Genomic DNA, 25,547 nt, shown 5'->3' on the forward strand with positions numbered 1-25,547 from the left:
TCGTATCGGCCAAGTGTTTGGGTATAACGTTCAACGGCCGGTCGGTCGCTTCGGAGGGGACAAGACCGCGTGCGGTGCGACCTTGATTGCATCGCAGAGCACAAAGTGTGCGTCCCCTATCCCTTCGGGGTTGGCACCCTCGACCTCAAGAACGGCTCAGGAAAGGTGTCGGCATCAGTCCTCGCCAGCTGTCAACCAAGAAGGCCGTCTGCAGTAACTGCCGAAATAATGATTGGCTTTATCGAGGATGCGTCATCTACCACGCATTCGTAACGCAATCTCATCTCGGTCGATCCCGGCAGGGGTATGTATCAATAACGACGCATTGATGACGTATCTATAACGCATCCGCCTACACTGATCGGCCGTCGGTGTAGCCGCCGCTTCCCACACGACGCGTAGTCGACGCAATATTGACGCATTTGAACTCAACAAGATTCCGCGAACTCGACCAACACATACCCGCACGCAGCTCGCGCAAAGTCGCTTCCGAATATCTCGTGTCCCGCAGAGCCCGGATTCGGACCGGTTTGGTATCTGATACTTTTTCGACACCCTATGGTTGTTACAGCTCACTGCAAGTGAAGCTGTAACGCGGCTATGTGAAAACATAGCCGCTACCTGATACCTAACCGCGTAACGAATCCACAAATGCATTGGACGCCGTCTCGATTGAATACCAACAAGATCACGGAAGCTGATAGTCTTGTGGACAAAATATCTTGCAACCCCAATAGGCAGAGCACTTGTGGTTTGCATCCCTAAATGGAATTGAGCACGGCCATGATGAACCCAAGGCAAGCAGCCAGAGACCAGACTCGTACAAAAGAAACCATTGATGGGTACCTCGCCCGCGCGCATGGTCTCCTCTGTCGAATTGCCGATGAAATGCAGTTACCCGAAGACGCTTACCCGGCTCCTTCCGATGTAGTGGCCTACATGAGACGGCACGCGAGCGAGTGGAAGTGGGCGACCTTCCGGCAGTATCAAGCGTGTCTGGTGTGCCGTTACGAGATGGAATTCGAACGCACTGGCCACCCGCTGTTTCAGAAAACGGCCGATGAAATCCGACTCCTCCCATATGTCGACTGCAAGCCAGAACGGGAAATCGGACGCACGTCGTCACGCAAACGAAAGGGCATCCCCAAGCGTGACTACGACGTGTTGGTCGCTAACCTCGCGAACCCATCACGTGACGGCGACTATTCGCGGAGAACAGCCCTCTGGTTGATGAGTGCCATTGTGACGGGGCTTCGACCTTGCGAATGGCAGCACGCCAATCTATCCGAGGACCAAGCAGCACTAGTCGTCAGAAACGCAAAGGCCACGAACGGACGTGCGACCGGTGAGCATCGTGTCATCCCTGTACATTCGGGCGATCTACCGATTGTTCGAGCGCACCTGGAATCGCTGCGCGAACTTCAAGCGCGGGGAATTCAATTCTCGGCAATTCAGAAGGGGTGCAGCCAAGCTCTACGCCGGCTGTGTAAGGCACTATGGCCGGGCGATACCAAACGCACCTATGCCCTCTATTCTGCTCGGCATCAGTTTTCGGCGAACGCTAAGGCAATCGCTTCGCCCGACGAGGTGGCAGCACTGCTGGGGCATCGATCCATCCGGACAGCGCGCCGACACTACGCTCAGCGCCGCAGTGCGTGGACTGAATTCAAGCAAAGGCAGGCAGATGTCCGCAAGCCGAATGAAACAGTCAATCGCGCGTCCTCACCATCATCGAGGTCGCGGCACGGCTAATCGATTCAATCAGCCGAGACAGATGATCGCTCCATCGATATCGCTGAACTAAAGTTACCATACCGAACATCGCGTGGCCGCCTTATCAGCCTAGAGACACGCCAACGTTCAGCGCCACCCCAGCACACATCCACAGCTACCAGAAGAACGCACGAGCTCGTTCCTTTCTGCAATTTACGTAAGCAACGCCTTTCGAACCAGCAAAGAAATCGGCTCGCTCACCGACTTACGGCGCAGCCAAGCACTGCTTTTTTGCCTGTTAGGCAATTTTCCCAGCCTACGAGAAAAAATATTTCCGCGAGTTTGAAGTATAGGACAAACCGGTACTTGCCGAATTATCTGCGTCAGTGATAATTGATTATCTTTAGTTAGATAACCTTAGAAGAATGTCGGTACGACGACCGGCTGGAACCGGCCGTCGCACCTAATCACACATAGACCTGTTCGAGAGGCCAACGCATGACTACCCGCATTCTACAAGCAAGTCACCCCCTTTCTTCGCTGCCGTTCGACACCGATTTATCGGTTGTCCTCGAGACCGAAGACGTGTGGCACATGTCGCTCCAACGCTTGGAAACCCTCATTGAGCGCACTGAACCCGGAGAGACGCGGGCGTATTTGTACGGCCTATATGACATGCGTCGTTCCGTGGTGTACGCCGGGGGCAGTTGACATGGTGATTCGAAAAATCATTTGCGCCTATGTGCTCGCTGTTGTCTCGACGTCAGCGCCCGCCGATCAACAAAGCACGTCCGACATGCTTGCAGCCGCACAAGCGGCGGCCGATACGCGTCACGCCGAAGCGCTCGCACATTTACAGCAGGTTCAGATCAACAACGATGCGGCACTGGACCGCGCAGTGACCGCGTGCGAGTGCGTGAATGGTGTGTCGGTGATGCGCCAAATGACCGTGAGGCAGTGGCTTGCGGAAGGAAAAGTCATTGCTATGAAAGTGCGGCTGTTGGAACTGTTTGTGTCAGCTCCGACCGCGATGCGTCTCGAATCTACCTGCCACTGAGGACGCCACTGTGAAAATCACCAAGGTCAAACTGAGTGCCACGTTCGCGGGAGCCGCACTGCTCTCGGTCAGCAGTAGTGCCTTCGCCGTATGTGACGGATGTGTCGTCAGCGCGATCACGGAGGCACAACTGACAGTTCAAACAGCAATCGCATCCCTCGGCACATCGTTATCCACAATTTTGAACGAGATCGATACTGACATCGCAAGCGTCGGTTCAAAGGTGTCGGATAGCGTCGTGCAGGCGTCTAACACCCAACGCGAAATGGCACTGGAAGTTCAGCGGCAACAGGAGATCGATCGAGTTATGCGCGAGACGGAACTACCCATCGATCCCTGTTCTACGTCGAGCAGCAACTATGCATTGCAGGCCGTCCATAGCACTACTACAACAGCGTCCAGCTATCGGCCGAGTGGCTCGCATGTCGGCTATGCACCGCTCGATAAGGCGCTCAACTCGCCCGCCCCTTCAGTTGAGGCATCGCGTCGAGCGTCAGCAAGCATCCACGCCGACAACTATTGCAGTCCGCTCGAACTGCAAATGGGCTACGCCGGCTGCAAGGCTTCCACAATGCCGGACGGCGATGCGGACGTGGATTCGGTTTTCATCGGTGCAGGCATGCCCGGGAAGGACGTCGATTTGACGTTCACACCGCAGCAGCAGGACGCGGCGCGCGCTTACGCCCGTATGTCAATCGATCCACAACCGCCCGAGAGTATCACCAAGGCTGAAGCCAGCACGGAAACAGGCAAGCTATATATAGCGATGCAGAAGGCGTATCAGGCGAACATGTCGTCTGCAATCAAGCCCATGAACGAGCTGATTGCGTCGCGCATGCCATTCCCCGGTAGCGCCCAACTGATCCAAGACATCAAGCAGTCAGACGCTGCGGCTCAGTATTTCAATGCGAACGCATCAAGCGTTGCCAAGAGCACCGGCATCATGAGCCTCGGGGAACTCGAAGACTTCGAGGCGGGCCGCCGTTGGCAAAATCCTTACTGGCAAATCGAATTCAGTGCAGTAGCCGACCCGACGAAGCTTCAGCGTGAACAGCTTCTCACGCAAGCATTTTTGGTTGATCAGATTCATGAACTGGTCAAAGCGGTGAGGCAATCGAATGTCCTGTCGGGACAATCTCTTGCTGCGCACGAACGCTCGGCAGATCGTCCCGCAATCGAAGCTCAACTTCAGCGCGTACGTGCGACTAATGCCCGGTGAGCCACCAAATGCACGCATTGAACCTCAATAAATTATTCATCGGCTCGCACGCTCGGCAACGAGGCATCTATGATTTGCTGTCGCTTGGAATCGGCGCGTCGATCGCGATCGCGTTTGCCACTGCGCAGATATGGGCACAGCGTCAGGAAATGCTTTCGCAGCAGACTGCCGCACAGGGAAACCTACTTGCCGATATCGGGAACAGCATCAACGGCGTGTATCTTACCAAGTACTATTCGAATCTGATTAACGGGACCCCGATCGCGGGCGTCGCTGATGAGTATTCGCCGACGATGACGGAACTGGTGAACATCAACGTAGTTCCGGCCGGGTTCTCGACAACGAGCGCATACGGCACGCCCTATGTGATCTCGCTTGCGAAGACGCCCGCAAGCTGCGCTGCCCCAAGCTGCGACATCGCTGGCCTCGTGTACATAGCTGGCTCGATCACCGATCCGTCTACGGGGAAGCCGATGACGCTGGACGACGGGGCTGCTGCGATCGGTGGGGACGGTGGATACTCGGACATCATCACGCCTGGCACGATTACGGGCATGAATTCTGGCTGGAATCAGCCGAATCCGATGGGGAACATTTCTGGCATCCTCGCCATGCGCGTTGGCTACGGGTCAAGCGGATGGTCTGCGTTTGTACGTCGTGATGGGTCGCTTCCTATGGAAGGGAATCTGAACTTCAAGGGCTCGACCGGGACCCTCCATAACATCGTCAACGCCGCCACGGTGAATGCGTCCACGTACGTGTCTGCGAATGGCGCGCAGTCAACCACAATCGCAAACGATGGGGCGGGGAACACCAACACATACCAGGCCGGCGCTTGGCAAGTCCTGAACAAGACGGGGGCGGCATGGGCGACGGTTAACTCGGGGAACGTCAACTCCAATGGGAGCGTTGCCGCTACTGGCAATGTGACGGCCAACGGCAATGTGACCGCGAACGGAACAGTAGTCGCGAATGCTGCGCAGATCAATGGCAACACAACGATGGGTAACGGCACCCAAATCTACAATCCGGGCACGCAGTACATCGAGACGGGTGGCGGAAACCTGTACCTGAAGCCATGGAACGGTTCAGGGGTGACGGTTGTTGGCGGGGGCGGAGGGAGCGGTCAACTCGTGACGACCGGCAGATTTACTGCCAATGAGTATGTGCAAGTTAACGGTAGCGCAGTTGCGGGCACTCCATGCGGTGGGAATACGCTCATTGGCACCTCTGGCAGCGGGCCCCTGTTTTGTCAGTCCGGTGTGTGGAGAGCAGCAGGTGAGGCGTTCACCTATTCCAGTTATTCAATACCGATCAACACTTCGAGCCTGTATCTGGGCGTTCACGCCTATTGCAGTCTTGGGCAACTCTCCGGAGGACCGGAGGGGGGCTTTCAACAAATCTACACTGACGGAGCCAATAACTGGTGGGCGACCAATACTTACTGGCCTGATGGGAAATGGGCTGACCCCAGCATAGTCGCTAACTGCCTCAATCTGCCGGGCGCAGGGGCATGACCAACCCAGACATGAAATCCAACAACCTTCTAACGGTACGCCAACTCTGGGTGATGTCATGTCTAGAAACATTAACCGCGTCCTGCGGATATTAGCTGCTTTGCCGCACGTCCTGCGCCGTCGCCGCGCGCGCGGTGGACTGAGCCATGAACAGTTTAAAGACGCGTGCCTCATCTTCCAGATAGGCGTGCTCGCGCATTGCTTCATGTGCGCCTCGGTGTGGTGGGCGCGAAGCCACTATGACCCGATGAACTGGTTGGGCGTTTGCCTGGCCGCAGCGTGGACCGCCTTTTTCTGGTCATTCCTCCTGAAACAGGCGTACGCGCAACTCAAACGCGCCGTCGAATCGGAGATCAAGCGATGAACGATGAAACAAAAAAGAAGGGCATCGGCCGCCGTATCGCGCACGCGAGCCTGTACATCATCCCCGGCTATCCAATCTTCCGGGCCTTCAAGTCCGCGAAAGACGCGATGGGAAGCGGCGCAAAGACGGTACGGGACCTGAAAGACGAAATCGACCGGCAAAAGCCGACAACCCGGCATGTCAGAACTTATCGCGAAGCGCTCGCGCGACGGCCGGCCGACGCGTTGCCGCTAGAGCGGATTGCGCAAGACTGCCTCAACAAAAAACGCCTTTGTCTGGTTTTCGTCGCCCTTTGCGCCTCCTACGCGTTCGGCGGTATGCTCGGCGGGAACCTTTTCGCCGTGGTGAATGGCATCCTCGGTATCGGTCTGCCGATGTTGTTTGCGGTCAAGTACGAGCGGCAACTATGGCAACTGGAGGCCGGCCCGCAACAGCCCGACGCGCCGCTCGGCAGTCTCCGCGACTTCTTTCGCTCACGAGGCGCGGTCTCGCGCCTGTTCAACCCGCACCTTTTTTCCTGACAAGGTGTGCAGATGAACAAGATCAATCAGGTTAGACGGGTAACGGTAGCAACGTCACTCATGCTGGCAACAGCAACATCGATTGCGCAGCAGTCGTCTATGACGATAGGCGATATCCGGAACGCGGCAAACCGCAGCGGCGACAAGTCCATGTCCCTGCTCGAACTGGTGTTCGGGCCAGCAGTACACAACCCGCTCGCTGCCGGCAGCGGAGCAGGCGGCATGGTCGCACAAATGTTCCTTGTGCTGAACTCGTGCGTGCTCGCGGTGGGCGTGATTTGGGCGATGTATCACTTTAGCGCTGCGCTTATCGCGACCGGGCAGGACGGCGAATTCATGGGGCAAAAAAAGTCATCGCCATGGTTCATCATCCGCACCAGCGTCGGGTTCTCGTCTCTCGTACCGGTGTTCGGTGGCTTCAGCGGCGTGCAGATGGTGATGCTGTGGGGAACCATGCTCGGCGTCGGCATCGCCAACCTCACACTGGACGCTGCCGTGAGCGTGCTCAACACGGGCGGTTCGATGATCGCGACGCCGGCTGCGCCGCAGGCTACGACGCTTGCAAAAGCCCTGTTCGAAGCAAACCTTTGTGCTCAATCGGCCAACACAGCGATCGCAAACATGCCGAACGATAGCGGTGTGTCCGTTGATCCGGTAGAGAACTTCAACCCGATCGCGACAAACACCAAGATCGTCCTGATGAATCAGCGCGGCCTGTCGTGCGGCGGGGCCGAGATCAACCTTGCACGGCCGCCGTCGATGCCGGAATACGACGGCATGGCCGTCTATTCAGCTGATCCGGACGCGGCATACTCCCAAATGCTCAGCGCACACCAAAACGCGCTGGCCGCGATGCAGTCCACTTTGCTAGCCGCAGCGCAGGCTTACGTATCTGCGGTGAACGGGCAATCGCAACCGGCCGATCCCGAGAACACCATCAACCAAGCCGCATTGCAATATCAGTCCTCGATTACACAGGCAATCTCGAACTCATCAAGCGCGATCAATGAACTAACAAGTGTCATCCAGTCGAACCTGCAACGCGACGGCTGGATCATGATGGGCGCTTGGTATCAGACCTTCGCGCAAGCCAATTCACAAGTCAGCAACCTGGCGAACGCGACGGCTGCCGCAGTGCCCGGCACGGTTGCCGACAACATCCCGTATCCGCAGCTATACCGTAAGGTGAGCACTGTTTATAGCCAACAGCTTCAACAGGACGCATCGGTTGCTACAACGCAGGGCGCATTGGACAACCTTTCGGCGGGTATAACCGGCACTGATCCGAAGACGATCATCGGGAAGATCTTCAACGGGCAGGGACTGGTGAAGTGGGTCGTTAGCTGGAACTCGGGACAAGGGCCGGGTGCTGCCACCAACCCGCTGATCGGCATGAAAAACCTTGGTGATCGCATCCTCGATGCGGGGTGGGTAGCACTCGGCGGATACGCTGGTGTCGAGGCCGCCTTGGGCGCGAAAGACACCCTGATTGGTAAGGCGGCAGAGGTCGCCACGGGCGGGATCTCGGGACTGGTTGGTGGCATGGGCAGCGGCGTGATGAAGGCACTCGGCCCGTTCATCGTCATGCTGGTTATTACGCTGTTTTTCTTCGGCGCGATGCTGTCGATCTACGTACCTATGCTACCGTTCATGGTCTGGTTCGGTGGCGTGGTTGGCTGGTTTGCCGTTGTGTGCGAGAGCCTTGTGGCATCGCCGTTATGGGGGTTTGCGCACCTTGACGGCGAAGGCGAGGGCGTGGGCCAGCGCACAACACACGGCTATATCTTCCTGCTCAATGTGATGTTTCGGCCGGTGTTCATGATGTTGGGTTTCGTATTTGGCGGGGCCGGCGTCGTTGCACTCGGAACGTTGCTCAATTCGATGTTCGGCGTCGCCCTACAGAACGCGCAGTACGATTCGACAACCGGTCTGGTCAGCATCGTCGGGTTCATCGTGCTCTATGTGAGCATGTGCCTGTCGCTCGTGAACGGCGCCTTCTCGCTTATCCACGTGATCCCCGATCAGGTATTTGCGTGGATCGGCGGCCAGATGGCCGGACGTGTTGGCCAAGATCTGCACGACAAGACTAATCAGAATTTCGGCGCGGGGGTCAGTCAAGGAGCCAACGTTGCTCGCAGTCAAGGGCCTGCGATGCTGGGGGGCGGTGGCGCCCCAAGAGACGCGGGTCACATCTCCCGCGAGAAAATGTAGCAAGAAGCCCGTCCATTTGGCCGGCTCTTCTTTATGAAACGGGGCAGGCTACGCGGCGCGACGGCCTGACGCTACGACGGCGTCGAAATCCTTGTCATAGATTTGCTGACGATTCTGTTGCACCATCAGGTAATTCGATGGAGCAACTTTTGCCAGTTCTCTCAGGGCCGCGTCCTTCAACGCCTTGTTGCCCGCAAGGTTCGCTTCTGCCGCCAGCAACTGTTGCTCAAGATTTTTCGCATAGGTCTTCCAATCTGCCGCGTTCCGCTCGGCGGCAAAAGCTCTGCCAAGCGTGGCTCCGTTATCGCTCATTCTTGCGCTCCTTCAGATATGCCCGATTCTATTTTTTCAATATATCGGGAACGGATTCACCCTCGCAAGAGCCTTTTTCGCAACCCTCGTCATCCCCAGCACCAACGATTTGGCTAGATCGCCGGTCAACGTAGGCGGGTTTGATACCCTTCGCTTCCAGCTTGCGCACGGCGTCCGCAACGGCTGTTTGAGCTCGCTTCAAGAATTCAGGGCTGGTCATGTAGCGGCCTAGTTTGTCGGCTGGCATGTCGCGTTCTCCTTGTCCTGTCCCAACCGGTCGTATGTTGGCGTAAATCCCGGCCTCTCCAATCCGCTCATGGCAGCCTCGACAACCTCGGCCCCACGATCAAAAAATTCCTTGCTGGTGATGCACCTGCCCAATCTCGAATTAGGCATGTTGCTTTCCCGGCTGCACTCGATACCGCCAAGGATACGCCGACACACCGGTACCTCGAAAGCATGAATTCACGGCCACGCCGATACGGGCGCGACCAAATAACCCGATCTCCCTCGGTGAGCGGAATTAGTTAGATTCGAAAGCCCGGGATTTTGGTTGGACTATCCGGAAATCGGCAGCAACAGTTAGGAAGACCGGTCGCTGTAGCGTGATCGTGTGGGAAGGCGAGCGCCGCTTCACGACCCTATTCGGCCCTTCAGCCCAAGATGACCGCAACGGCGGCGTTTAGCGATAGAACAGTCATTCGGTCATTGCGGCAACCCGGCTCAAGGCGGAAACCAAGAATGACAATCGAAAAATCAACCGTTGATCAACACCGAATCACGCCTCCTGCACCAACGGCTGGCGAAGTACCCGGAGCTTACAAACCTACTCCAATGGTGCCTCGTAGTTGCTCAGGGAGGAGAACGCCCCCGCGAAAAACATGAAGTTGCCGGACTTGCTCACGGTATCAGTATGTTCCTCACAATGGTTGGGCCCGCCGACCAGAACCGTTTGAATAAGCACCGATGCCGTATGCCGCCTCACCTCGGCTTTCCCGATTGTCTGGCGCCCTGCTCTCAGAGCGCCTATTCTAATTGTGACGAAGTAACCGATACTCATCTTGAGACCAGCCATGCTCCTTGTCCTCGCATTTTCCAGCACAGGTTTTCTCGTGGGCATCATGACGGCGTTTTCTTCCGATCACATGGCACGAATAGTTGTTCCTCTCTTCTTTGCCCTATTCGGGGGATCGCTTGTTACCTTCGGTCAAAAGCTCGCTCCGGATCAACGTAAAGTCGCGTATCTTTCACTTCTGTCAATATCAGCGTCGTGCGCTGTCGGTATCGTACTAGGCGTCCTCTGTGTTCAATACAGGTGGTTGAGTCCACGAGCAGAGGTCCAACTCGGCGCGGGCAACCCCAAGGCCACGACCGGCGGATCTGACACGCAAAATCCTCCTTATCTTCGCGGACAGACGTTGAAAGAGATTGATTCGATCCAAGCACTGGTCGGGCAAGGATTTATAACTAAGGACAAGGCTTACGACAAACTTGTCGAGCAACTCCGCACAGATCAATCTGAAAAGGATGAAAAATGACTAGGCGCCTAGCGATCGCATTTCTCGCGATGGCGCACCAAATCGTTTGCGTCGCTGCAGGCGACACTGCGGCAACTGTCTTTATCATGGCGGAACGAACGGGTAGCGTAGAATTTGGGACCGGTTTTTTTATCGACGACCGCGGAATGGTCGTTACAGCCTACCACGTGCTGATGGGCGCAAGAAAAGTGACAATTTGGGATGCGCAAAATAATCCATATACAAGCGAAAATAACAAAATACAGGTTATAAATCTTGATGCAAAAGATGATATCGCCCTTTTGTCAATTAATACAAAAACTCCTAATCATTTTAACTTGGATAGCGCCACGCCGAAGTCCGGCATTCAACTTAAGATCATAGGCCATCCTAATGGATTCAAATTCCAAACATTAAGTGCTCAGACGACGCAGGACGGTTTCGCCAGCTCAATATCGATTCCTGACACGCAGGGCAAGCCTATATATTCACAAAATTTCGACGTGATCCCTTTGAATATTACGGTATACAACGGCATGAGCGGAGGACCAGTTATCGATCAAAACGGAGACGTCATTGGCCTACTTTCCGGAAGTCTTAACGTTGGCGGCAGCTTGGCATGGAGCATTCCTGCCAAAGCAATAGAAAAAATGATGCATGAACCGAGTACATGGCCGAAGGACATTCGTTCCATCTCGTGGACGGGATTGCCCACCAACAGTCAATGGCGAAGTTTCGGCGTACCTAAAGATGTGAGCATATCCGACACGGTCGCGTGGATAAATGCTAAATGGACCAATGATGGTGCGCGAAACGCTGATAAACAAGGACTCCCGATACATGTGACCGAATCTCGCGCGTCCTACAATGAAGCTACCAAGACCGTTTCCTTCGCCACGCGTTATTCGTATCTCGGCGAGTATTATCGCGCTCTTACGACTATTTCCTTGCCCGACGCAGCCAGTGCCGTTTCGGACGAAAGATATCTCACAGACAAATCCGGATATTTTGTGCTTGTAAAATGCCCTGTTGACCGCTCCTGCGTTTCAACGAAACTTCTGAAAGAAACTGTGACGGAAACGAAGGTGCTTGTAGACGACAAAACGAATAACACGCGCATCTGGCCATGGTTTTTTGCGGATGCCGATGCATCGGGCCGAGTTGCTTCTGCGATTAATCATCTAATCCGCTTGCACGATGGGCCTGCACAAAAAAGCGATTTGTTCTGAAAAAAACAATAACTCCGATATCCACGTTTTCAATCGAGGAGGCCACATGAGCATGGAGACGCGCACGGTGTTATGCATGGTATGCACGCTCGGATACGTAAATTCCGCAACTGCGGATGTTTGCACCGCTCGGGTGAAGGTGCAGTCATCGGGTTTTACGGAACAAACCCTCACATTCAAAGTAAAGGTGTTTGCAAACAAAAAAGAGGAAGTTCGAACGGTCTTTTATTCTTTTTCTGGAACCTATGGCGCACAGATCCCCGGTGACGATGGGTTGGGTGTTCCGCCTGTTAACACAAGATCCTTCTTCAATTCCAGTGAGTCGATTCAAATAGATCAAGGGGACGACGACGCGGAGGACCAAATTGCGGTTGCGGTGCCACTTCGGCCAATAGCGCCGCCAAAGGTAAACAATATAATCGTCAATGGATGCTTCGTCCAATAGCTCCTAGGCAATTTCGAGCGAACATCGCAACCACAGATTAATGATCACGAGATTTCGTTCGACGGCCATTTTGCCACTGGAATGTAGTTTGAATTGGTCACGGAAGAAGCGGCATGGACGTATGAAGAGGTATTCGAAAATTACGGGGTGCGCGATGAGAATGTTGTTTTCGTTCATGGTCTTTGCAACCTCTCTCGCCAACTCGGCAATGGCCGATCCGTGCGTCGCCCGAGTCCGAGTTCTATCCTCTTCCTATAGCGATCACAGCGTTTCATTAAAGATAAAAGCGTTCGCCAACTTGAAAAGTGAAACCCGCGTTATTTCGTACTTTGTGTCTGGTAGTTTTGCAGCGCAGATACCGGGCGCGACCTTTCCTGGAGGACCGCCGCCGGTCCCGGTCGATACACGGTTTCCCTTCGCTTCATTCGAAACAATAAGATTAGAACAAGGTGACGACGACATGGAGGAGGACATTGAGTTTAAGTACCCGCCAGTCAAGCCGGTCGGACCTCCAAAGATAGACAGTATATCTGTCAATGCATGTTATATAGAATGAATTACGTGGCATTGAACTCCCCCCGAGCGCCTTTACCGTTGCGGAACGGCCGCTTGTCGGAGCCACATTGAATGGCCGGTGACTCATGAGGATGCGACCTTTGAATACCACAGCCAAAGCAAGTGTAACGTCCGTAAATGGCCGAACCCTGTCCTATGCCGAACAGATCATCGGTCTGGGTCAGGCCGTTTTTGCGGCCGGATCTCGACCCGTTGGAGATATGCGGAAGCGACTCACGACGTCAGCAGTACCGTCGGCAGCCGTCGCATGGCTGGGCATGCAGCGCATTCGATCATGCCCGGCGGATGTTCGAATGCGCTCCAACTGCACCGGAAATTCCATCCGTGCGCTTCCATGACGTGCGTTTGCGCGCTTAGAATGTCCGGGTAGCTTCAATAAAAGTAAGCGCACACTGAAAAAATTCGACCGCATGGAACGGACTCCACTCGGACGTCGCAGGGCACTGGCGGCAAAATTGCTTTTGAAGGGAGTGCGTCCCACGGACATCTCCCGTAAGACTGGCTTGAGTTTTCCTACCATACGGAAATACAGGGCGCTGCTGGAAAGTGAGGGCCCGGACGCGCTTGCGCAACTGAAGGAGTACGGCTCGAAATCACAGCTGGATGAACAAGCTCTGAAATGGCTCGCCAGCGCTGTCAAACATTCCCCAAAGCATCACGGCATTGCAGCACCTGCCTGGACGATCGAGCAGGTACGCGCGCTTATTCTGCAACGTTTCGGCGTTAGCTATTCCGCATCGTACGTCGCTCACATAGTCCGGGAATGCGGACTTGCCTATCGCCTCACCTATCCGGCTGCTGACGCACAGGCCCAACGACGACAGAGGCCTGTCAGCGCCCGGGATGTGGCCCGAAGACGAGCCGCCGCTGAGATGCTCCTGGCGGGCCGGAGTGCGGAGGAGGTCTCGGAAGCACTGAGTATCGGCCTGCGAACTGTCAAGGCTTATGGATCGATGGTGGCCACGAAAGGGCTTAAAGCACTGGATCGGTTGACTAGCCACGGCCATCGTTCCACTCTTGATCCGAAAGCGCTTAAATGGTTGAAAGCTGCTCTGGAAAAAGAGCCACGCGCCCATGGTTTCGAGTCGGAACTGTGGAGAAATCGCGATGTGCAGGCGCTAATCAAACGCAGGTTTGACATCGACCATTCCAATGGATACGTTCGCCAGCTGGTTTCGAAGCTGGGACTTGCACATCGCATGCGTCCACCGAAACGCCGCACCGAAACACGTCGCACAATCAGCGATGAGGTACTTTCGTGGGTAGCCATGACTGTGAAGCAGTCACCCCGGGAGCACGGCATGGACGGCGACCATTGGAACAACGCGCGCCTGCGCGCAGTGGTTCAACAGCGCCTGGGTGTGGAATACTCGCGAGGGTATATCCGGGAGATTGCCATACATGCAGGCGTAGCCGACCTGATTACCAGACGCCGGAACTGAATCCACAGGGCCATGAGGTGCCATGATGAGGCGACAGCTGCCTGATGCGATGGCAGCGGTAATTGCGCCGACGTCAGGGTGCAGTATCGACCCACTGCGGCCAATCAACTGGACATGACAAATCGGGCGGCTTCTGATGTACAACGGACGTCTGCGGGCTCGCATTGAAATACGGCAGTTCGGCCATGCTGACGCTAGAGTGCCGGCGCCAGTGAGGCAGTTAATCGACACTCTGCCGCCGTTCGCGCCGTTGTCGCATCGAATGTCTAGGCTCGTTGCGAGCGAATGAGTATTTGCGGCCACATGTTGTCGATTTAGGTCGCGATGAAATTCGAATGTCCAAGGTCTACGTCCGCTCACGCTCAATGGCCGGTATTCAGCTAACACTGAAGCATTGCCTACAAGCGATCAGAAAGAGTTACTGGTGCTGCACAATGTTTTTGGACACTGGTGCGACTAGCTCTCTCTGCCAGCGGTCATTGGACGATAGAAGATGTATGTCGCGTCCACAATCATTTCGGCCATCCTACAAACACATCGCGAATGACCGAAATGAAGCTTAATGAAAACTAGCAATTATATTCAGAAACAAATGTTAGACCATTTTGATCGTCATTGTACGCTAACGGGCCCAACATCAACGGCACATTCACCATGCTCATTAACTCCCAACGAAAAAGTAACTTGAGTTCCTACTTGAAGATCTTCAAATACAAGGGACGGTAGAACGTGGCGTCGATGGAAAAACGACCGTGCGCCATCTCGGCCAACAATGAATCCATAGCTATTCTGCAGATTGTGCACCACGCCCGTGCGACGTCCATCTTCCGATATTTCAACAAGATTGGACATCTCTGCAAGGCCCCGTTGTATTGCCTCACTGTCGAAGTGGGCCTTATCCAGATCCATCAATCGACGTTGTAAATCACCTTCAATATTTCGAAGCGCGATACGCGCATTCATCATGATTGGAATGGACTTTCCGCTGTTTTCTTGAACCATTTCCGCATTCGAAATCAGTGACTCCACAAAATTCAAGTCCTCTGACAGTTCCTTTCGTCCTATTGAATCAGAAATAATCTTGGCGATCCGCTGGAGCAGCTTTTCGTCTAAATCTCCGCGCTCTGCCGAACCCACGACTATCTGCATTGCGCGTTTGAAATGCGATTTTGCAAGAGTATATTCTCGTTGCTCCCACGCACGAAAACCCCAACGACGATAGCAGTCAGCCGCCTGGTCGGCACCGGTCAGTCGCCACCGCCTCTCACGCTCACCTATCGACGTCAATAGTATCTCGTGTATTTCCGTAGCTTCCTTAAACTGACCAGACCTGTTCAACGCCATAGCTTTTGCCGTCATGAGCGTCGGGTGTTTCGGATCTAGGATCAGCGCAGCTTCAAACTGTTCGAGCGCGCCAGGCAATTCATCCATGTCGGTCATCAAAAACATGCCGAAGGAATAGCGAGAAATGCGCGACTTCGGATCGAGCTCAATAGATTCCTCATAGTTTTGGAATGCTTTATAGTGATCTCCCGCCGCCTCCTCTACAAGCGCCATAATTCGCCATACTTCACCACTTTGCGGTGCTAAACGACGCGGCTCCTCCAACTCACGGCGGGCAACATCGACTTCATGTCTCTTTAAAGCATCTAGAGCACGCCGTAGATAGGTCGCGCAAACTCTCTCGTCTCGACTACTACCCGTACGAACGAAATAAGGATCATATTCGTAGCGATCTTCGAGAATGGTTTCCTGCATCAAAACAGCTCGCAAATCGCGCAGCCTGGTTTGTATATCTTTGAAAAATTGTGTCGTGGGAGGTGCGTGACGATCAACAAAAGCGGTGGTTGAATCGGTTAGAGAATACTCAAATCCGTCAGCTCCCTTCTTATTTCGCATTACAATGCTGGAGTTATGTAATGCTACTAACGCCATTTCCAATTCTAGCGTCGAAATTTGAGGCATGAGAAAATGGAGTTCGGCAGAAGTTAGCGGTTTGCGAGCACTTGCCAGGCAACTTATCACCGACCGTTCCGGCGCACCAAGACGATCGTAAAGATTTTGGAAGCAGAAGGAAATTGCGGAAGAAAATGTTTCACCGCTCTTGCTCAAAAGAGTGTTAGGGTCTCCCCCATGTGCGGTTCCAGCCACGAACCATTTGATAAGCAGCGGATTAAAAAAAAGCTTGCGACAAAAACCCTTAATATTTCCGTCGTCGAAGCGCTGCAGTGCTGTTACGCCTAATACTTTGGTGAATGCTCTAGTTAATGTAACCGCCGCCTTTTCTTCAAGGCCCTGCAGAGGATAACGAGCCTCGAATTCACCGACACCAATTCGGGACGTCAGCAATACCTTGGACGTGCTCGGGACTCTTAACAGAAGATCTCGAAGCGGTCCTACGGAAATCGTCTCTAAGTTGTCAATTGCTATCAATATCCTGTAGAGAGACATATACTCGGAAATTTCCTCGATATACTCCTCCTCAGTTTTTCCGGGGATAATGCCTGCTCCCAATTGCCTAGCAAGCTCGGATAGCAAACCCAAGGTGTCAGTAATAACTCCATTTAGTTGTCGCACTCCCGCAGCGGTTAAGGCGGCATTCTTCAGCGAGATCCAGATTATGGCGTCGTACGACTGACCCTCGTCCAGGACATCGTACAAGCAACGAAGCGCCAAAGCAGTCTTTCCAATCCCACCCTCACCAACCAAAGTTACGACCGGATAATGTGACTTAATCAGTTTTAAAACTTGCAGTCTATCACCATGTCTCCCGACAAAGCCCGTATCGTCGAATTCAGGAAGCGGTAGATTGTGGTGAATTTTAGATTTCTCTACCCAGAAACTCGGAATTTGAAGTGTCAGGGCAAAGCTTGGATCGTGAGCAAGTTTATTTCTCGTTTGAATCAGCAGCGAAAAATGGAATGGCGACGATGAGCCTGTTAGATAATCAGCAAAATCAACCAATGCCGGTAAGTCTGTTGTTTCTAATGGGCGAGAATGGCAAACTCTATTCCTGGTCTGCGTGAGCGATAGCAATCTTTTTGATGCCTGAATCAACCAATCTTTGTGCGATTCCTGTTTTGACGTGATTGATGATTCAATAATTTTCGAAATATCTGCAAAATCGATGTAAGGCAGTAGCTCGGCATCCGAAACAGGCGCCGCATCGGCATCCATTCGTAGGTCGGCACTTCTCCTCCTGACGGAATTTTCACGTACATCAGCGGGAAGCAATTGCTCAGTGCCGCCAAGTGCGACACAAAGGGTGCGGAAATCATCCTCGATCGCAGAAATTAGAGCAAAGCACGTATTGCGGGTCGCAGCAAATCCACTCATTTTGAATTTTGTATCAGATGGAAGTTTGGACGTGATTTTTCGGTCACGCGTAGGCTGTCAGCGCAGTTGGTGGGACAGATCATAGCCGTGTAGTCCCTTGCCAGCAATAAACTGGGCATTTCCTAATCGCCATGTTGTGCTGCCGCACCGACTGCCCGTCTGAAGGACATCTGTTAGCGAGGTTGCGGACGTAGAAGTGAGCATGCCCCAATGTCCGCTAAGGTCGAAAAGCGCGTGTCGCGCATTGGACAGATTTCGGAGTGAACCGGCCGTTCGAGTGACCACTGCCTGACTCAGGTGAGCGGCAGAAACTGGCCGGATCCGGGCTGACGGCAACGCACCGCCCCGACCCAGAAGAGCCCGTCGCGGAAAGCCATAGGGTCGCCCGTGCGTTCCGCCGACATCTGATCACTTATGCCACAATTGCCGCCGAACCTAAAGCTGAAGGCGAAGGGCTGGGCCGCCGCCAACGCATACCATCCGGTGCAACCATGCCCAAAGACGATGTTCAAGCGGTCTTGGATACTTATTATGTCGGGGCACTTGCGGCGGCCAAGTCCGGCTTGACTCAACATTTTCACGCGTTGTCGGCGCCGTTTCTCCTGAGTGTATCTCAGGCTTACCTCGATGCGCCCGTCCGAGTCATGTTCATTGGGAAGGAAACTAACGGTTGGTGTAGCACGCTGGGAGCCTTCTACGAGCGTCCAGACAGGATCGACATCGCGAAGGCTCGCTACGAGAATCAACACGCCTGTGGCACCGGTAATAGTGAGTTACTGCGGCAGTGGAAGCGGTTCGCCGATGCGTTCGCTGGAGGCGATCGAGCGGCTGTCTGCTGGAACAACCTAATGAAGATGGACTGGCACCGCCCGAAACGCGGCTACTCCAGGACCTCGATCGGGCATTCCGCTCATTTGTTTGATTTTTCGGTAGCAGCCGTCAAGTTCGAAATCGAATTGCTTAAGCCAGATCTAATCATCTTCGGTAGCGGTCACACGTACGATCGCGCCTTGAAAGCTGTGCTTCCGGAGCGTCAGACTGTGAAGGTCGAGCCAAAGGCTCTTTGGCACTTCCGGTCGAATGGCATCGAGTGTTTTAGGACATTCCACCCTGGCGCACGGGATAAGCACGTCAAAGAGTGCTACCGGAAGATTATTGACACCGCTTCGAACGCGTTTGGGGAGCGCCTACCGCAGAAAGCTTCGCCATAGGCTACCTTTGTCTCAACATTCTTCCCCGCGGCCGTGCGGCGTGTCAGCCGCTGTTTTGACGAGACGGAACGCGGCCCAATGTCGCCTTCTCGTGCTCACGCGTCTTCTAATCGCTTGAACATCTCTTTGTGTTGTCGGTAGATAGCGGCTAGTCGCGACCGATAGTCACCTTCCAAATATCCCTTCGCTCTGGGTGCAGGCTTGCCGGCCGCATGACACTGGGCTTGTTGCCTCTGAACAAGCCTGATCCGAACACGCTGCTTCATGATCCATACGAGGTGGTGGCGGGCGTATGGTCGATTGTCCGCGATTCGTGGTTCCGTGTCGAATGACCGCTCATGGCCGAGGCCGTGTAAAAACGCGTGTGATCACCTAGACTGAATCAACCTGCTGAAACGAGAGGCGCAGATGGGGCGATTTGGCGAAGGTGCGGAGCGCAGTCAGACCACACTATTGCCAGAGTGTCTCGATGACTTCATCGCTGAAGACAACACTGTACGGATTGTTGACGCATTCGTCGAAGAACTCGAACTGGCGTCCCTCGGATTCGAAGGAACCACGCCGGCGAGCACCGGCCGACCTTCTTACCACCCGGGCGTGCTGCTCAAGATCTATATCTACGGTTATCTCAATCGGGTGCAGTCTAGCCGACGCCTGGAGCGGGAGTGCCAGCGCAATGTTGAATTGATGTGGCTGACCGGCCGGCTTGCGCCAGACTTCAAGACGATTGCCGAGTTCAGGCGAAGCAATGGCGAAGGCATTCGCAACGTGTGCCGTCGCTTCGTGATGATATGCCGGGACCTGAAGCTGTTCACACAAGCGGTCGTCGCCATCGACGGCAGCAAGTTCAAGGCGGTCAACAGCCGCGACAACAACTTCACGCCCAACAAGATTGCACGACGTCAGGAGCAGATCGAGCAAAGCATCCAGCGTTATCTGGACGCGCTGGAGACCGCCGATCGTACCCAACCAGCCGAGGTAGAAGCGAAGACTGAACGGCTACGGGAGAAGATCGAAACGTTGCGTGAACAGATGCGTGATCTGAATCGTGCTGCTGAGCTTCTGAACGATCTGCCGGAAAAGCAGATCTCGCTGACCGACCCGGACTCACGCTCGATGATCTCTCAAGCCAAGGGTACGGGCGTGGTTGGCTATAACGTTCAGGTCGCTGTCGGCGCCCGGCACCATCTCATTGTTACCCACGAAGTCACGAATGTCGGCAACGACCGGACGCAGTTGAGCCCAATGGCCAAAGCAGCGCGCGACGCGATGGGCAAGAAGAAAATCAAGGCACTGGCAGACCGTGGATACTTCAGCGCACCAGAGATCAAGGCATGCGACGACGCGGGTATTGCGGCCCTCGTGCCCAAATCACAAACCTCCGGGGCAAAGGCTGACGGCCGCTTCGACCGGGCCGACTTCATTTACATCGGCAGAGACGACCAGTATCTGTGTCCGGCGGGGCAACGCGCGATATACCGCTACACCTCGTTGGAGAGTGCCAATCTGCTGAAATTGCGGACCTACTGGAGCAGTGCCTGCCCACACTGTCCACTCAGAAAAAAGTGCACGTCGGCCCCGTATCGGCGCATTCGCCGATGGGAACACGAAGCGGTACTCGACAGAATGCAACGCAGACTGGATCGTCAGCTTGACGCGATGACAATACGGCGGCGAACGGTCGAACACGTGTTTGGCACGCTGAAGCACTGGATGGGCTCAACCCACTTCCAGATGCGCAGGCTTGGGAACGTCTCGACTGAAATGAGTTTGCATGTGCTGGCGTACAACCTCAAACGCGTCATGAAGATCCTCGGATTTGCAAAGACACTGCGAGCGATGAAGCTCGCAGGCGCGTAATCTCACACCTGCCTATGCTTGCTGGCGTGGCGCAATCAGTTCAGTCGTAGAAAGCAGGAAGCTGCGAAGGCGCAGCCTAACCAGTCGCTCGACAGACTGCCGGCTCACGCGTTTTTACACGGCCTCGGCCGCACGCAGTCTTTCGCAATCGGCGCAATGCTGACCGCTCTCACACTCAGGCAAATCCAACGAATTCGCGTCATAAATCCGGCGTGTCCAGGTTATTCGGTTCCGCGTCATCTGGCGCGCGCCCGAATTTGTGGGCGAGTCCCCGATTTTTGATGACGCCGAGTCCAACGAATTCTGTTCCCCGCGTCTCGTGACAGCGTTCCCACGCAACCAACGATAAGCGCGACCAGATAACCTCACCAAACGGCCGATCATATGCCACCTCGAAGCGCCCGGCAGCCCTCCCGATTCGCCACACGGGTCCGACTCATGATTACGTACAACGTCATCTCTATGACGTTCAGCCGGCCAAATCTGACATAAGCGTTACTATGTCAGAGTGACTTCGTTGACAGGGCCAAGCGCTCAGTGGGTGCGTGGAACATGTTTGCCCCCGACCGCCGCAAAGTCTTTTGCGACGGGCGTTTGGGGAAATTTCGAATTCTTCCGTGAAACATTTGACAGCAGCCTACCACTCTGCGTTCTCGCAAGTATGCCGAGGTTATTTGGTCGCGACTCACCCAGAAAACGACATCTCGGCACTGTGCTAGCTTGACCAGTCGAACCGTCAATTCGCGCGGCAGTGGTTGTTCCGCGCCCGCCCGTGGACGGAAGCACTGCCCACACCGCAAGGGCGTGGACAGCGCCGGCCTGGTAGCCGGCGTCCTGCACCCGCCCACCGGCTCCCCACGAACGTTGCCTTCGGCCTGACGCGCCGCGATGCGGCTTGCCTTAGTGATAAGGTCCGCCGACCATAGGCCCCTCTCTGCAAGCCCAAGCCGTTGATCGACGATGCGGCATCGCGAGTGCCACGAGCCCGGATTGAGGCGCACGGGCACCGCCGCCCGCAGGGCGGTGGGAGAGCGCCGACCGGCCTCCAAGGCCGGGCAATCCGGCTGGGCGGTTGTTGAGCCGCTGTGCTTTTATCAGGGGTTGATTGCGCGCGACAGGCGCGCGCCTATTTCTCCCATCACGAATTGGACGCCCGACGACTGATCTCGCGTCGACAGCACTAGATCTAACGAATTTTCCACACCGGATTCCGGTCGAGGAAGCAAATCGCCAGCCGCATAGCGGTATCGCCATTCTGCAAAATTTTTCGGAACTGTGTGAACCACGGTGCGGTCGCAATGGCCCTCACAGGGAGTCGGGTATCCAGGTTGTTGCGGTCTGCGAAGCAGCACGCAACGAGCGGGATTTATCCCGGTCTTAGCGATCGGCATGGCTTGCCGCGACGAGCGCTAAGACCACGTGCGGCGATTGAATGGCGCCACGTACCGGAGGTTGTTTGGTCGCGCTCAAGGCGAAAAATGAAGGAAGTGATGACAAAAACCAGGTGACAGCGTTGTCCACAATCAAAGACTGCTAACTACCTGTATAAAAAATACCTGAAAAGCTACTTGAAAACACTACTTGCTGCACGAAACGTCTGTCCGAAACCCCTTACCCAACAGGGATTCTGAGTGATTGCACGTATCGGAAAACTGAGCGATTACACGCAAAGGCCTGAGCGATTACACGTTCATATCTGAGCGATTGCACGTGGACAACTCGCGCTGCTCCCACTGGATCCCTTGCGGAACAAGGCTGACAGGTCGTCTGAGCAATTACACGTGGACATGTGCACTTATCCACAAATGCAATGGAGCGAACCTCGTTGATTCCGGCTTCGAGAAACCGGGACGCTCGACGCCCCGGTGTCGGAAGGATGCACGCCTCCTCAGCGTGCTGGAATATGCAGCTTGCACGGAGTAAGGCGAAGATGAGGCCCAGTGTCCTCGACGTGATCCTCTGCTTCCCTGTAGAAGTTAAGGACCTCGCGCAACCGCTTCCTAAAATTTGACTTGAAGTCGTAGAGCCCCTGATTGCTGTCAGGCTTGTCGGCATAACCGGCACCAAACTGATGCCTGAGGCTGACCCAGGGGATAAGTGCATCTCTTCGTCCAGAGACCCGCAGAACGTACATGCGATAGGTAAGCCAAGCGTAAATATCCATCGCAAGAGGCGATTTGCTGAGAGAGTAGTAAACCTCCAGCTTAATCGGTACCGGTGCGCTCCGAATTTCGTCGAAAAAGCGCTGTGATAACTCGAGGGTGCTCTCCCACAAGGCGCACTGGTCAGCCTCTTTCGGATGCCAGAAAACATGTGATTGGTCGGAGATCATCAGCCGCTTCGATGCATCTACGTAGTCGTCGGCATGCTCGATAGAGATCACCGCTTTGAACAATCGCAGGCTCTGCTCTCGAAAGCGACGGATATCACGCCCGTTGTTGTGAAGCCCGACCTTCTTAAGGAAATCCGACTGACTATGGCCTAGCGAAAGCGTGCGCTCCTTGGTGAGCACGGCTTCTGTGCAGATCCAGGCGAGGATCATCCTCGGGATCGAGCCATAAGGTATGCCGTGACGCTTGCTGGTAGGACTGACCGTGAGCGTGAGCTTGCCGGTGTCTCTGCTATATATCTGGCCTGGTGTCAATTTCGGATCTGAGTGCGGAAGCGTCGCCTGCGCGAGCGTGCGGGCAAGATAGCCCGTCGCGCAGGCAACGCCGGCCTCTTCCTGCTCGATTCGGAGGGCCTCTTCTATGAGGTCGCGGTGCCGCTGCGAGATATCTCGTCGGCCACGTGGGCGAACTCCTCCTTCACAGGCAGCCGGCAAGCATATATTGCTTCCACCTGGCTGAACGGGAGAGACTCGCTTTATGGGTGTCCCAACGCCATTCCTTTGCGAACTGGCTAGTTTGTCTGAGGGGAAACTCACCTGGCACCCCGCGCGGCGGCTAAACGCTCGAGCTGTTGCCGCTTGGTCGGGCGACCGATTTGCCTGCGTTGCTCAGATGGATCAATTCCGTTCAGCTGAGTCTTTGCACTCGTGGGTTTGCGCGTATCGGCAACAGCCGCCACTGCAGGCTGAACGTGCTGTTCGATCCATTCGAAAACGTCCTGCTTACGCCACAGGAGCTTCCGCTGCCCCGGCAATCGAACAAGCGGCGGCAAACGGTCAAACCGCTTCGCCGCGATATCGGCGTAAACCGTGGCTGGTTTGCGATGGAGGAGAGGACACAGCTGACTGAGCGTCAGCAATTCAACAAGCAACTCTGTTGGCATGGGCAAGCTCCGGCGACCCACACGCTGTGAAAGCGCATGAGCTACCGAACGTGCGCACCAACCACCGGCCCAGACACCTCAGTGTTGTACCAAATGGCGGGCCGAGTGGCCCACAGGCGATTCCTCGACATGCGCGCGGGCTTTTGTTTTTGCGCCGCCCCGACTCCGTCCGTATCAGCCGGTTTGCATGCCGTTAACCACACGCGGAAGGTGCTTGCCCGCGCGGGCCCTAGATCTCCCGATCTAGGTCAAGGCTCATGGATGCAGGATAACTACGTGCTGGATTGTCTTTGGTCTGCTCGGGGCAGTCAAGACTTGTCGCCTGAAGATATGGACTGCAAGGGACAAATTTGGGACAGCCCGACACCAAAATTGACCCAAATAAGCATGGAAGGATAAAAACAAAAACCGGCCTAAGTGGCCGGTTCTAAAGGATTTCGTGGTGGAGGAGAGGAGGATCGAACTCCCGACCTTCGCATTGCGAACGCGACGCTCTCCCAGCTGAGCTACCCCCCCAACGTGCAAACAATTCTAGCACAGGCATTTTCCGATTTGCCAAGCCGCACGAGGCAGCAAAACATCACCTGGATGGCGCCCCCGCGAGCACCCAATCCACCACCGCGCGGATGTCCGCGTCGCTCATCGATTGATGCGCGGGCATAGGAATCATGCCCCAAACGCCCGATCCGCCCTCCTTCACCTTGCGCGACAACTTCGCCGGCGCTTGCGCATCGCCCCTGTACTTTGCGGCGATCTGCTGGAACGACGGACCGACCAGTTTGCGGTCCACCGCATGACATCCCATGCAAGCATTGGAGTTGGCAACCCGTTGCCCACTTGGCGCATCCGCCGCTTGAGCAGCCGGTGCCGCAACGCCCGTCAGCGCGCCAAGCATCAGCGCGCTCACGGCAATGGCAACACCGCGCATCATGGCGTCGTCGCCTTCGGATTACCCGGATGCACCGAGCTTGAATTGCTGACCGGCGCGGGCGCCTGCTGCTCCAACGGCCGCGAGCTCACCGACGAATCAGGAATAGCGCCCACGGTCGGCGCACTCGCGTCCGGTTGCGAAGCCGCCACAGGCGCCGTCCCCGCCGCCGCGGCTGCCGCCGCCGCTTCCTGCGGCTGAATGTACTGGAACACCTTCACGACCTGCACGACGCCCGGCACGCGGCTCGCAACGTCCGCGCCGCGATTGCCTTCGTCCATGGTGACGAGACCCATCAGATACACCGAGCCACGCTCGGCGACCACCTTGAAGTTGTTCGCCGAAATGTTCTTCTCGGCGATCAGCGCGGTCTTCACACGCGTTTCGAGGTAAGTGTCATTCGTGCGCGACGAGAACGAACTCGCCGGCATGATCGTCAGTTCGTTGACGATCGTACTGACGTTGTTCAAGCCACGCACAATCGTCTCCGCGCGCTGCTTCGACACGTCCCCGGCTACTTCGCCCGTCAGCAGCACGCGGCGGTTGAACACCGCCACGTTGACGTGCGCGTTGTCAGGCAGGTTCTGGCTGATCTGCGAGAGCGCCTTCACCTGCAACTCGCGATCTTCGGTCTGCGCGCCGAGCGTGCGCCGGTCGGTCGCCACCAGCGCGCTGCCGCCCGCCGCGCCGGCGACGGCCAGAAAGCAACCCTGCAATGTTGCGGACAGCCCCGCCGCGAACCCAATCACCAGCACGGTTCTCACCAGTGTCTTCTTGACGCGGAATACGCTCATCAACTAGCTCTCCTTCGGAATC

Annotated in this window: 20 protein-coding genes and 1 tRNA gene; 13 read left to right on the forward strand and 8 right to left on the reverse strand. The window is 55.4% G+C overall.

Features of this window, described 5'->3' with window-relative positions; all coding sequences use genetic code 11:
- Positions 1-765: 765 nt before the first annotated feature.
- The 7 genes from AC57B1_RS02995 (at position 766) to AC57B1_RS03025 (ending at position 8,602) form a co-directional block, all read left to right on the forward strand.
- A complete protein-coding gene (locus AC57B1_RS02995) occupies positions 766-1,752 on the forward strand; it encodes a site-specific integrase (RefSeq protein ID WP_496416519.1) in 987 nt (328 codons plus the stop codon).
- Between the two features lie 673 nt (positions 1,753-2,425).
- Entirely contained in the window at positions 2,426-2,770 is a 345-nt protein-coding gene (locus AC57B1_RS03000) for a hypothetical protein (protein ID WP_496416520.1), read from the forward strand.
- Positions 2,771-2,780: 10 nt separating this feature from the next.
- Entirely contained in the window at positions 2,781-3,989 is a 1,209-nt protein-coding gene (traW, locus tag AC57B1_RS03005; protein WP_496416521.1) for a conjugal transfer protein TraW, read from the forward strand.
- An 8-nt stretch (positions 3,990-3,997) separates the two neighbouring features.
- Positions 3,998-5,506, forward strand: coding sequence for a hypothetical protein (locus tag AC57B1_RS03010; RefSeq protein ID WP_496416522.1), 1,509 nt, complete (start codon positions 3,998-4,000; stop codon positions 5,504-5,506).
- Positions 5,507-5,564: 58 nt separating this feature from the next.
- On the forward strand, positions 5,565-5,870 hold the full coding sequence (locus AC57B1_RS03015; RefSeq protein ID WP_496416523.1) for a hypothetical protein: 306 nt from the start codon (positions 5,565-5,567) through the stop codon (positions 5,868-5,870).
- Positions 5,867-6,391, forward strand: a complete 525-nt coding sequence (locus tag AC57B1_RS03020; RefSeq protein ID WP_496416524.1) for a hypothetical protein — start codon at positions 5,867-5,869, stop codon at positions 6,389-6,391. The genes AC57B1_RS03015 and AC57B1_RS03020 overlap by 4 nt, the downstream gene beginning before the upstream one ends.
- 12 nt (positions 6,392-6,403) lie before the next feature.
- Positions 6,404-8,602, forward strand: a complete 2,199-nt coding sequence (locus AC57B1_RS03025; RefSeq protein ID WP_496416525.1) for a DotA/TraY family protein — start codon at positions 6,404-6,406, stop codon at positions 8,600-8,602.
- A gap of 48 nt (positions 8,603-8,650) precedes the next feature.
- Here AC57B1_RS03025 and AC57B1_RS03030 read toward each other — a convergent pair whose 3' ends face one another.
- Together AC57B1_RS03030 and AC57B1_RS03035 are read right to left on the reverse strand one after the other, a co-directional pair.
- On the reverse strand, positions 8,651-8,914 hold the full coding sequence (locus AC57B1_RS03030) for a hypothetical protein (RefSeq protein ID WP_496416526.1): 264 nt from the start codon (positions 8,912-8,914) through the stop codon (positions 8,651-8,653).
- 28 nt (positions 8,915-8,942) lie between these two features.
- Positions 8,943-9,161, reverse strand: coding sequence for a hypothetical protein (locus AC57B1_RS03035; protein ID WP_496416527.1), 219 nt, complete (start codon positions 9,159-9,161; stop codon positions 8,943-8,945).
- A gap of 826 nt (positions 9,162-9,987) precedes the next feature.
- Between AC57B1_RS03035 and AC57B1_RS03040 the strand changes: the two genes are divergently transcribed.
- The 4 genes from AC57B1_RS03040 (at position 9,988) to AC57B1_RS03055 (ending at position 14,123) form a co-directional block, all read left to right on the forward strand.
- Entirely contained in the window at positions 9,988-10,452 is a 465-nt protein-coding gene (locus tag AC57B1_RS03040; RefSeq protein ID WP_496416528.1) for a hypothetical protein, read from the forward strand.
- On the forward strand, positions 10,449-11,660 hold the full coding sequence (locus AC57B1_RS03045) for a S1 family peptidase (RefSeq protein ID WP_496416529.1): 1,212 nt from the start codon (positions 10,449-10,451) through the stop codon (positions 11,658-11,660). The genes AC57B1_RS03040 and AC57B1_RS03045 overlap by 4 nt, the downstream gene beginning before the upstream one ends.
- 46 nt (positions 11,661-11,706) lie before the next feature.
- Positions 11,707-12,105 (forward strand): hypothetical protein, encoded by a 399-nt coding sequence (locus tag AC57B1_RS03050; protein WP_496416530.1) that lies wholly within the window; start codon positions 11,707-11,709, stop codon positions 12,103-12,105.
- Between the two features lie 986 nt (positions 12,106-13,091).
- The gene (locus AC57B1_RS03055; protein WP_496416531.1) at positions 13,092-14,123 is read left to right on the forward strand and encodes a winged helix-turn-helix domain-containing protein; all 1,032 of its coding nucleotides are present in this window, start codon (positions 13,092-13,094) and stop codon (positions 14,121-14,123) included.
- Between the two features lie 612 nt (positions 14,124-14,735).
- On the opposite strand, the gene AC57B1_RS03060 is transcribed toward AC57B1_RS03055, so the two are convergent.
- Complete coding sequence (locus tag AC57B1_RS03060; RefSeq protein WP_496416532.1) at positions 14,736-17,459, reverse strand: NB-ARC domain-containing protein; 2,724 nt, start codon at positions 17,457-17,459, stop codon at positions 14,736-14,738.
- Between the two features lie 491 nt (positions 17,460-17,950).
- Between AC57B1_RS03060 and AC57B1_RS03065 the strand changes: the two genes are divergently transcribed.
- Entirely contained in the window at positions 17,951-18,670 is a 720-nt protein-coding gene (locus tag AC57B1_RS03065) for a hypothetical protein (RefSeq protein ID WP_496416533.1), read from the forward strand.
- Between the two features lie 408 nt (positions 18,671-19,078).
- Positions 19,079-20,530, forward strand: coding sequence for an IS1182 family transposase (locus tag AC57B1_RS03070; protein WP_496416534.1), 1,452 nt, complete (start codon positions 19,079-19,081; stop codon positions 20,528-20,530).
- 1,888 nt (positions 20,531-22,418) lie between these two features.
- Here AC57B1_RS03070 and AC57B1_RS03075 read toward each other — a convergent pair.
- The 5 genes from AC57B1_RS03075 to AC57B1_RS03095 all read right to left on the reverse strand — a co-directional run bounded on the left by AC57B1_RS03075 (position 22,419) and on the right by AC57B1_RS03095 (position 25,525).
- Positions 22,419-23,354, reverse strand: a complete 936-nt coding sequence (locus tag AC57B1_RS03075) for a replication protein RepA (RefSeq protein WP_496416535.1) — start codon at positions 23,352-23,354, stop codon at positions 22,419-22,421.
- Between the two features lie 98 nt (positions 23,355-23,452).
- A complete protein-coding gene (locus AC57B1_RS03080) occupies positions 23,453-23,803 on the reverse strand; it encodes a helix-turn-helix transcriptional regulator (protein WP_496416536.1) in 351 nt (116 codons plus the stop codon).
- Between the two features lie 440 nt (positions 23,804-24,243).
- Positions 24,244-24,319, reverse strand: a tRNA-Ala gene (locus AC57B1_RS03085).
- Positions 24,320-24,383: 64 nt separating this feature from the next.
- On the reverse strand, positions 24,384-24,734 hold the full coding sequence (locus AC57B1_RS03090; RefSeq protein WP_408187036.1) for a c-type cytochrome: 351 nt from the start codon (positions 24,732-24,734) through the stop codon (positions 24,384-24,386).
- Positions 24,731-25,525: a BON domain-containing protein gene (locus tag AC57B1_RS03095; protein WP_408298443.1), complete on the reverse strand. Its 795-nt coding sequence runs from the start codon at positions 25,523-25,525 to the stop codon at positions 24,731-24,733. The genes AC57B1_RS03090 and AC57B1_RS03095 overlap by 4 nt, the downstream gene beginning before the upstream one ends.
- Positions 25,526-25,547 lie beyond the last annotated feature (22 nt).

Source organism: Paraburkholderia sp. BGA-UO-ETr-F21, assembly GCF_059567925.1.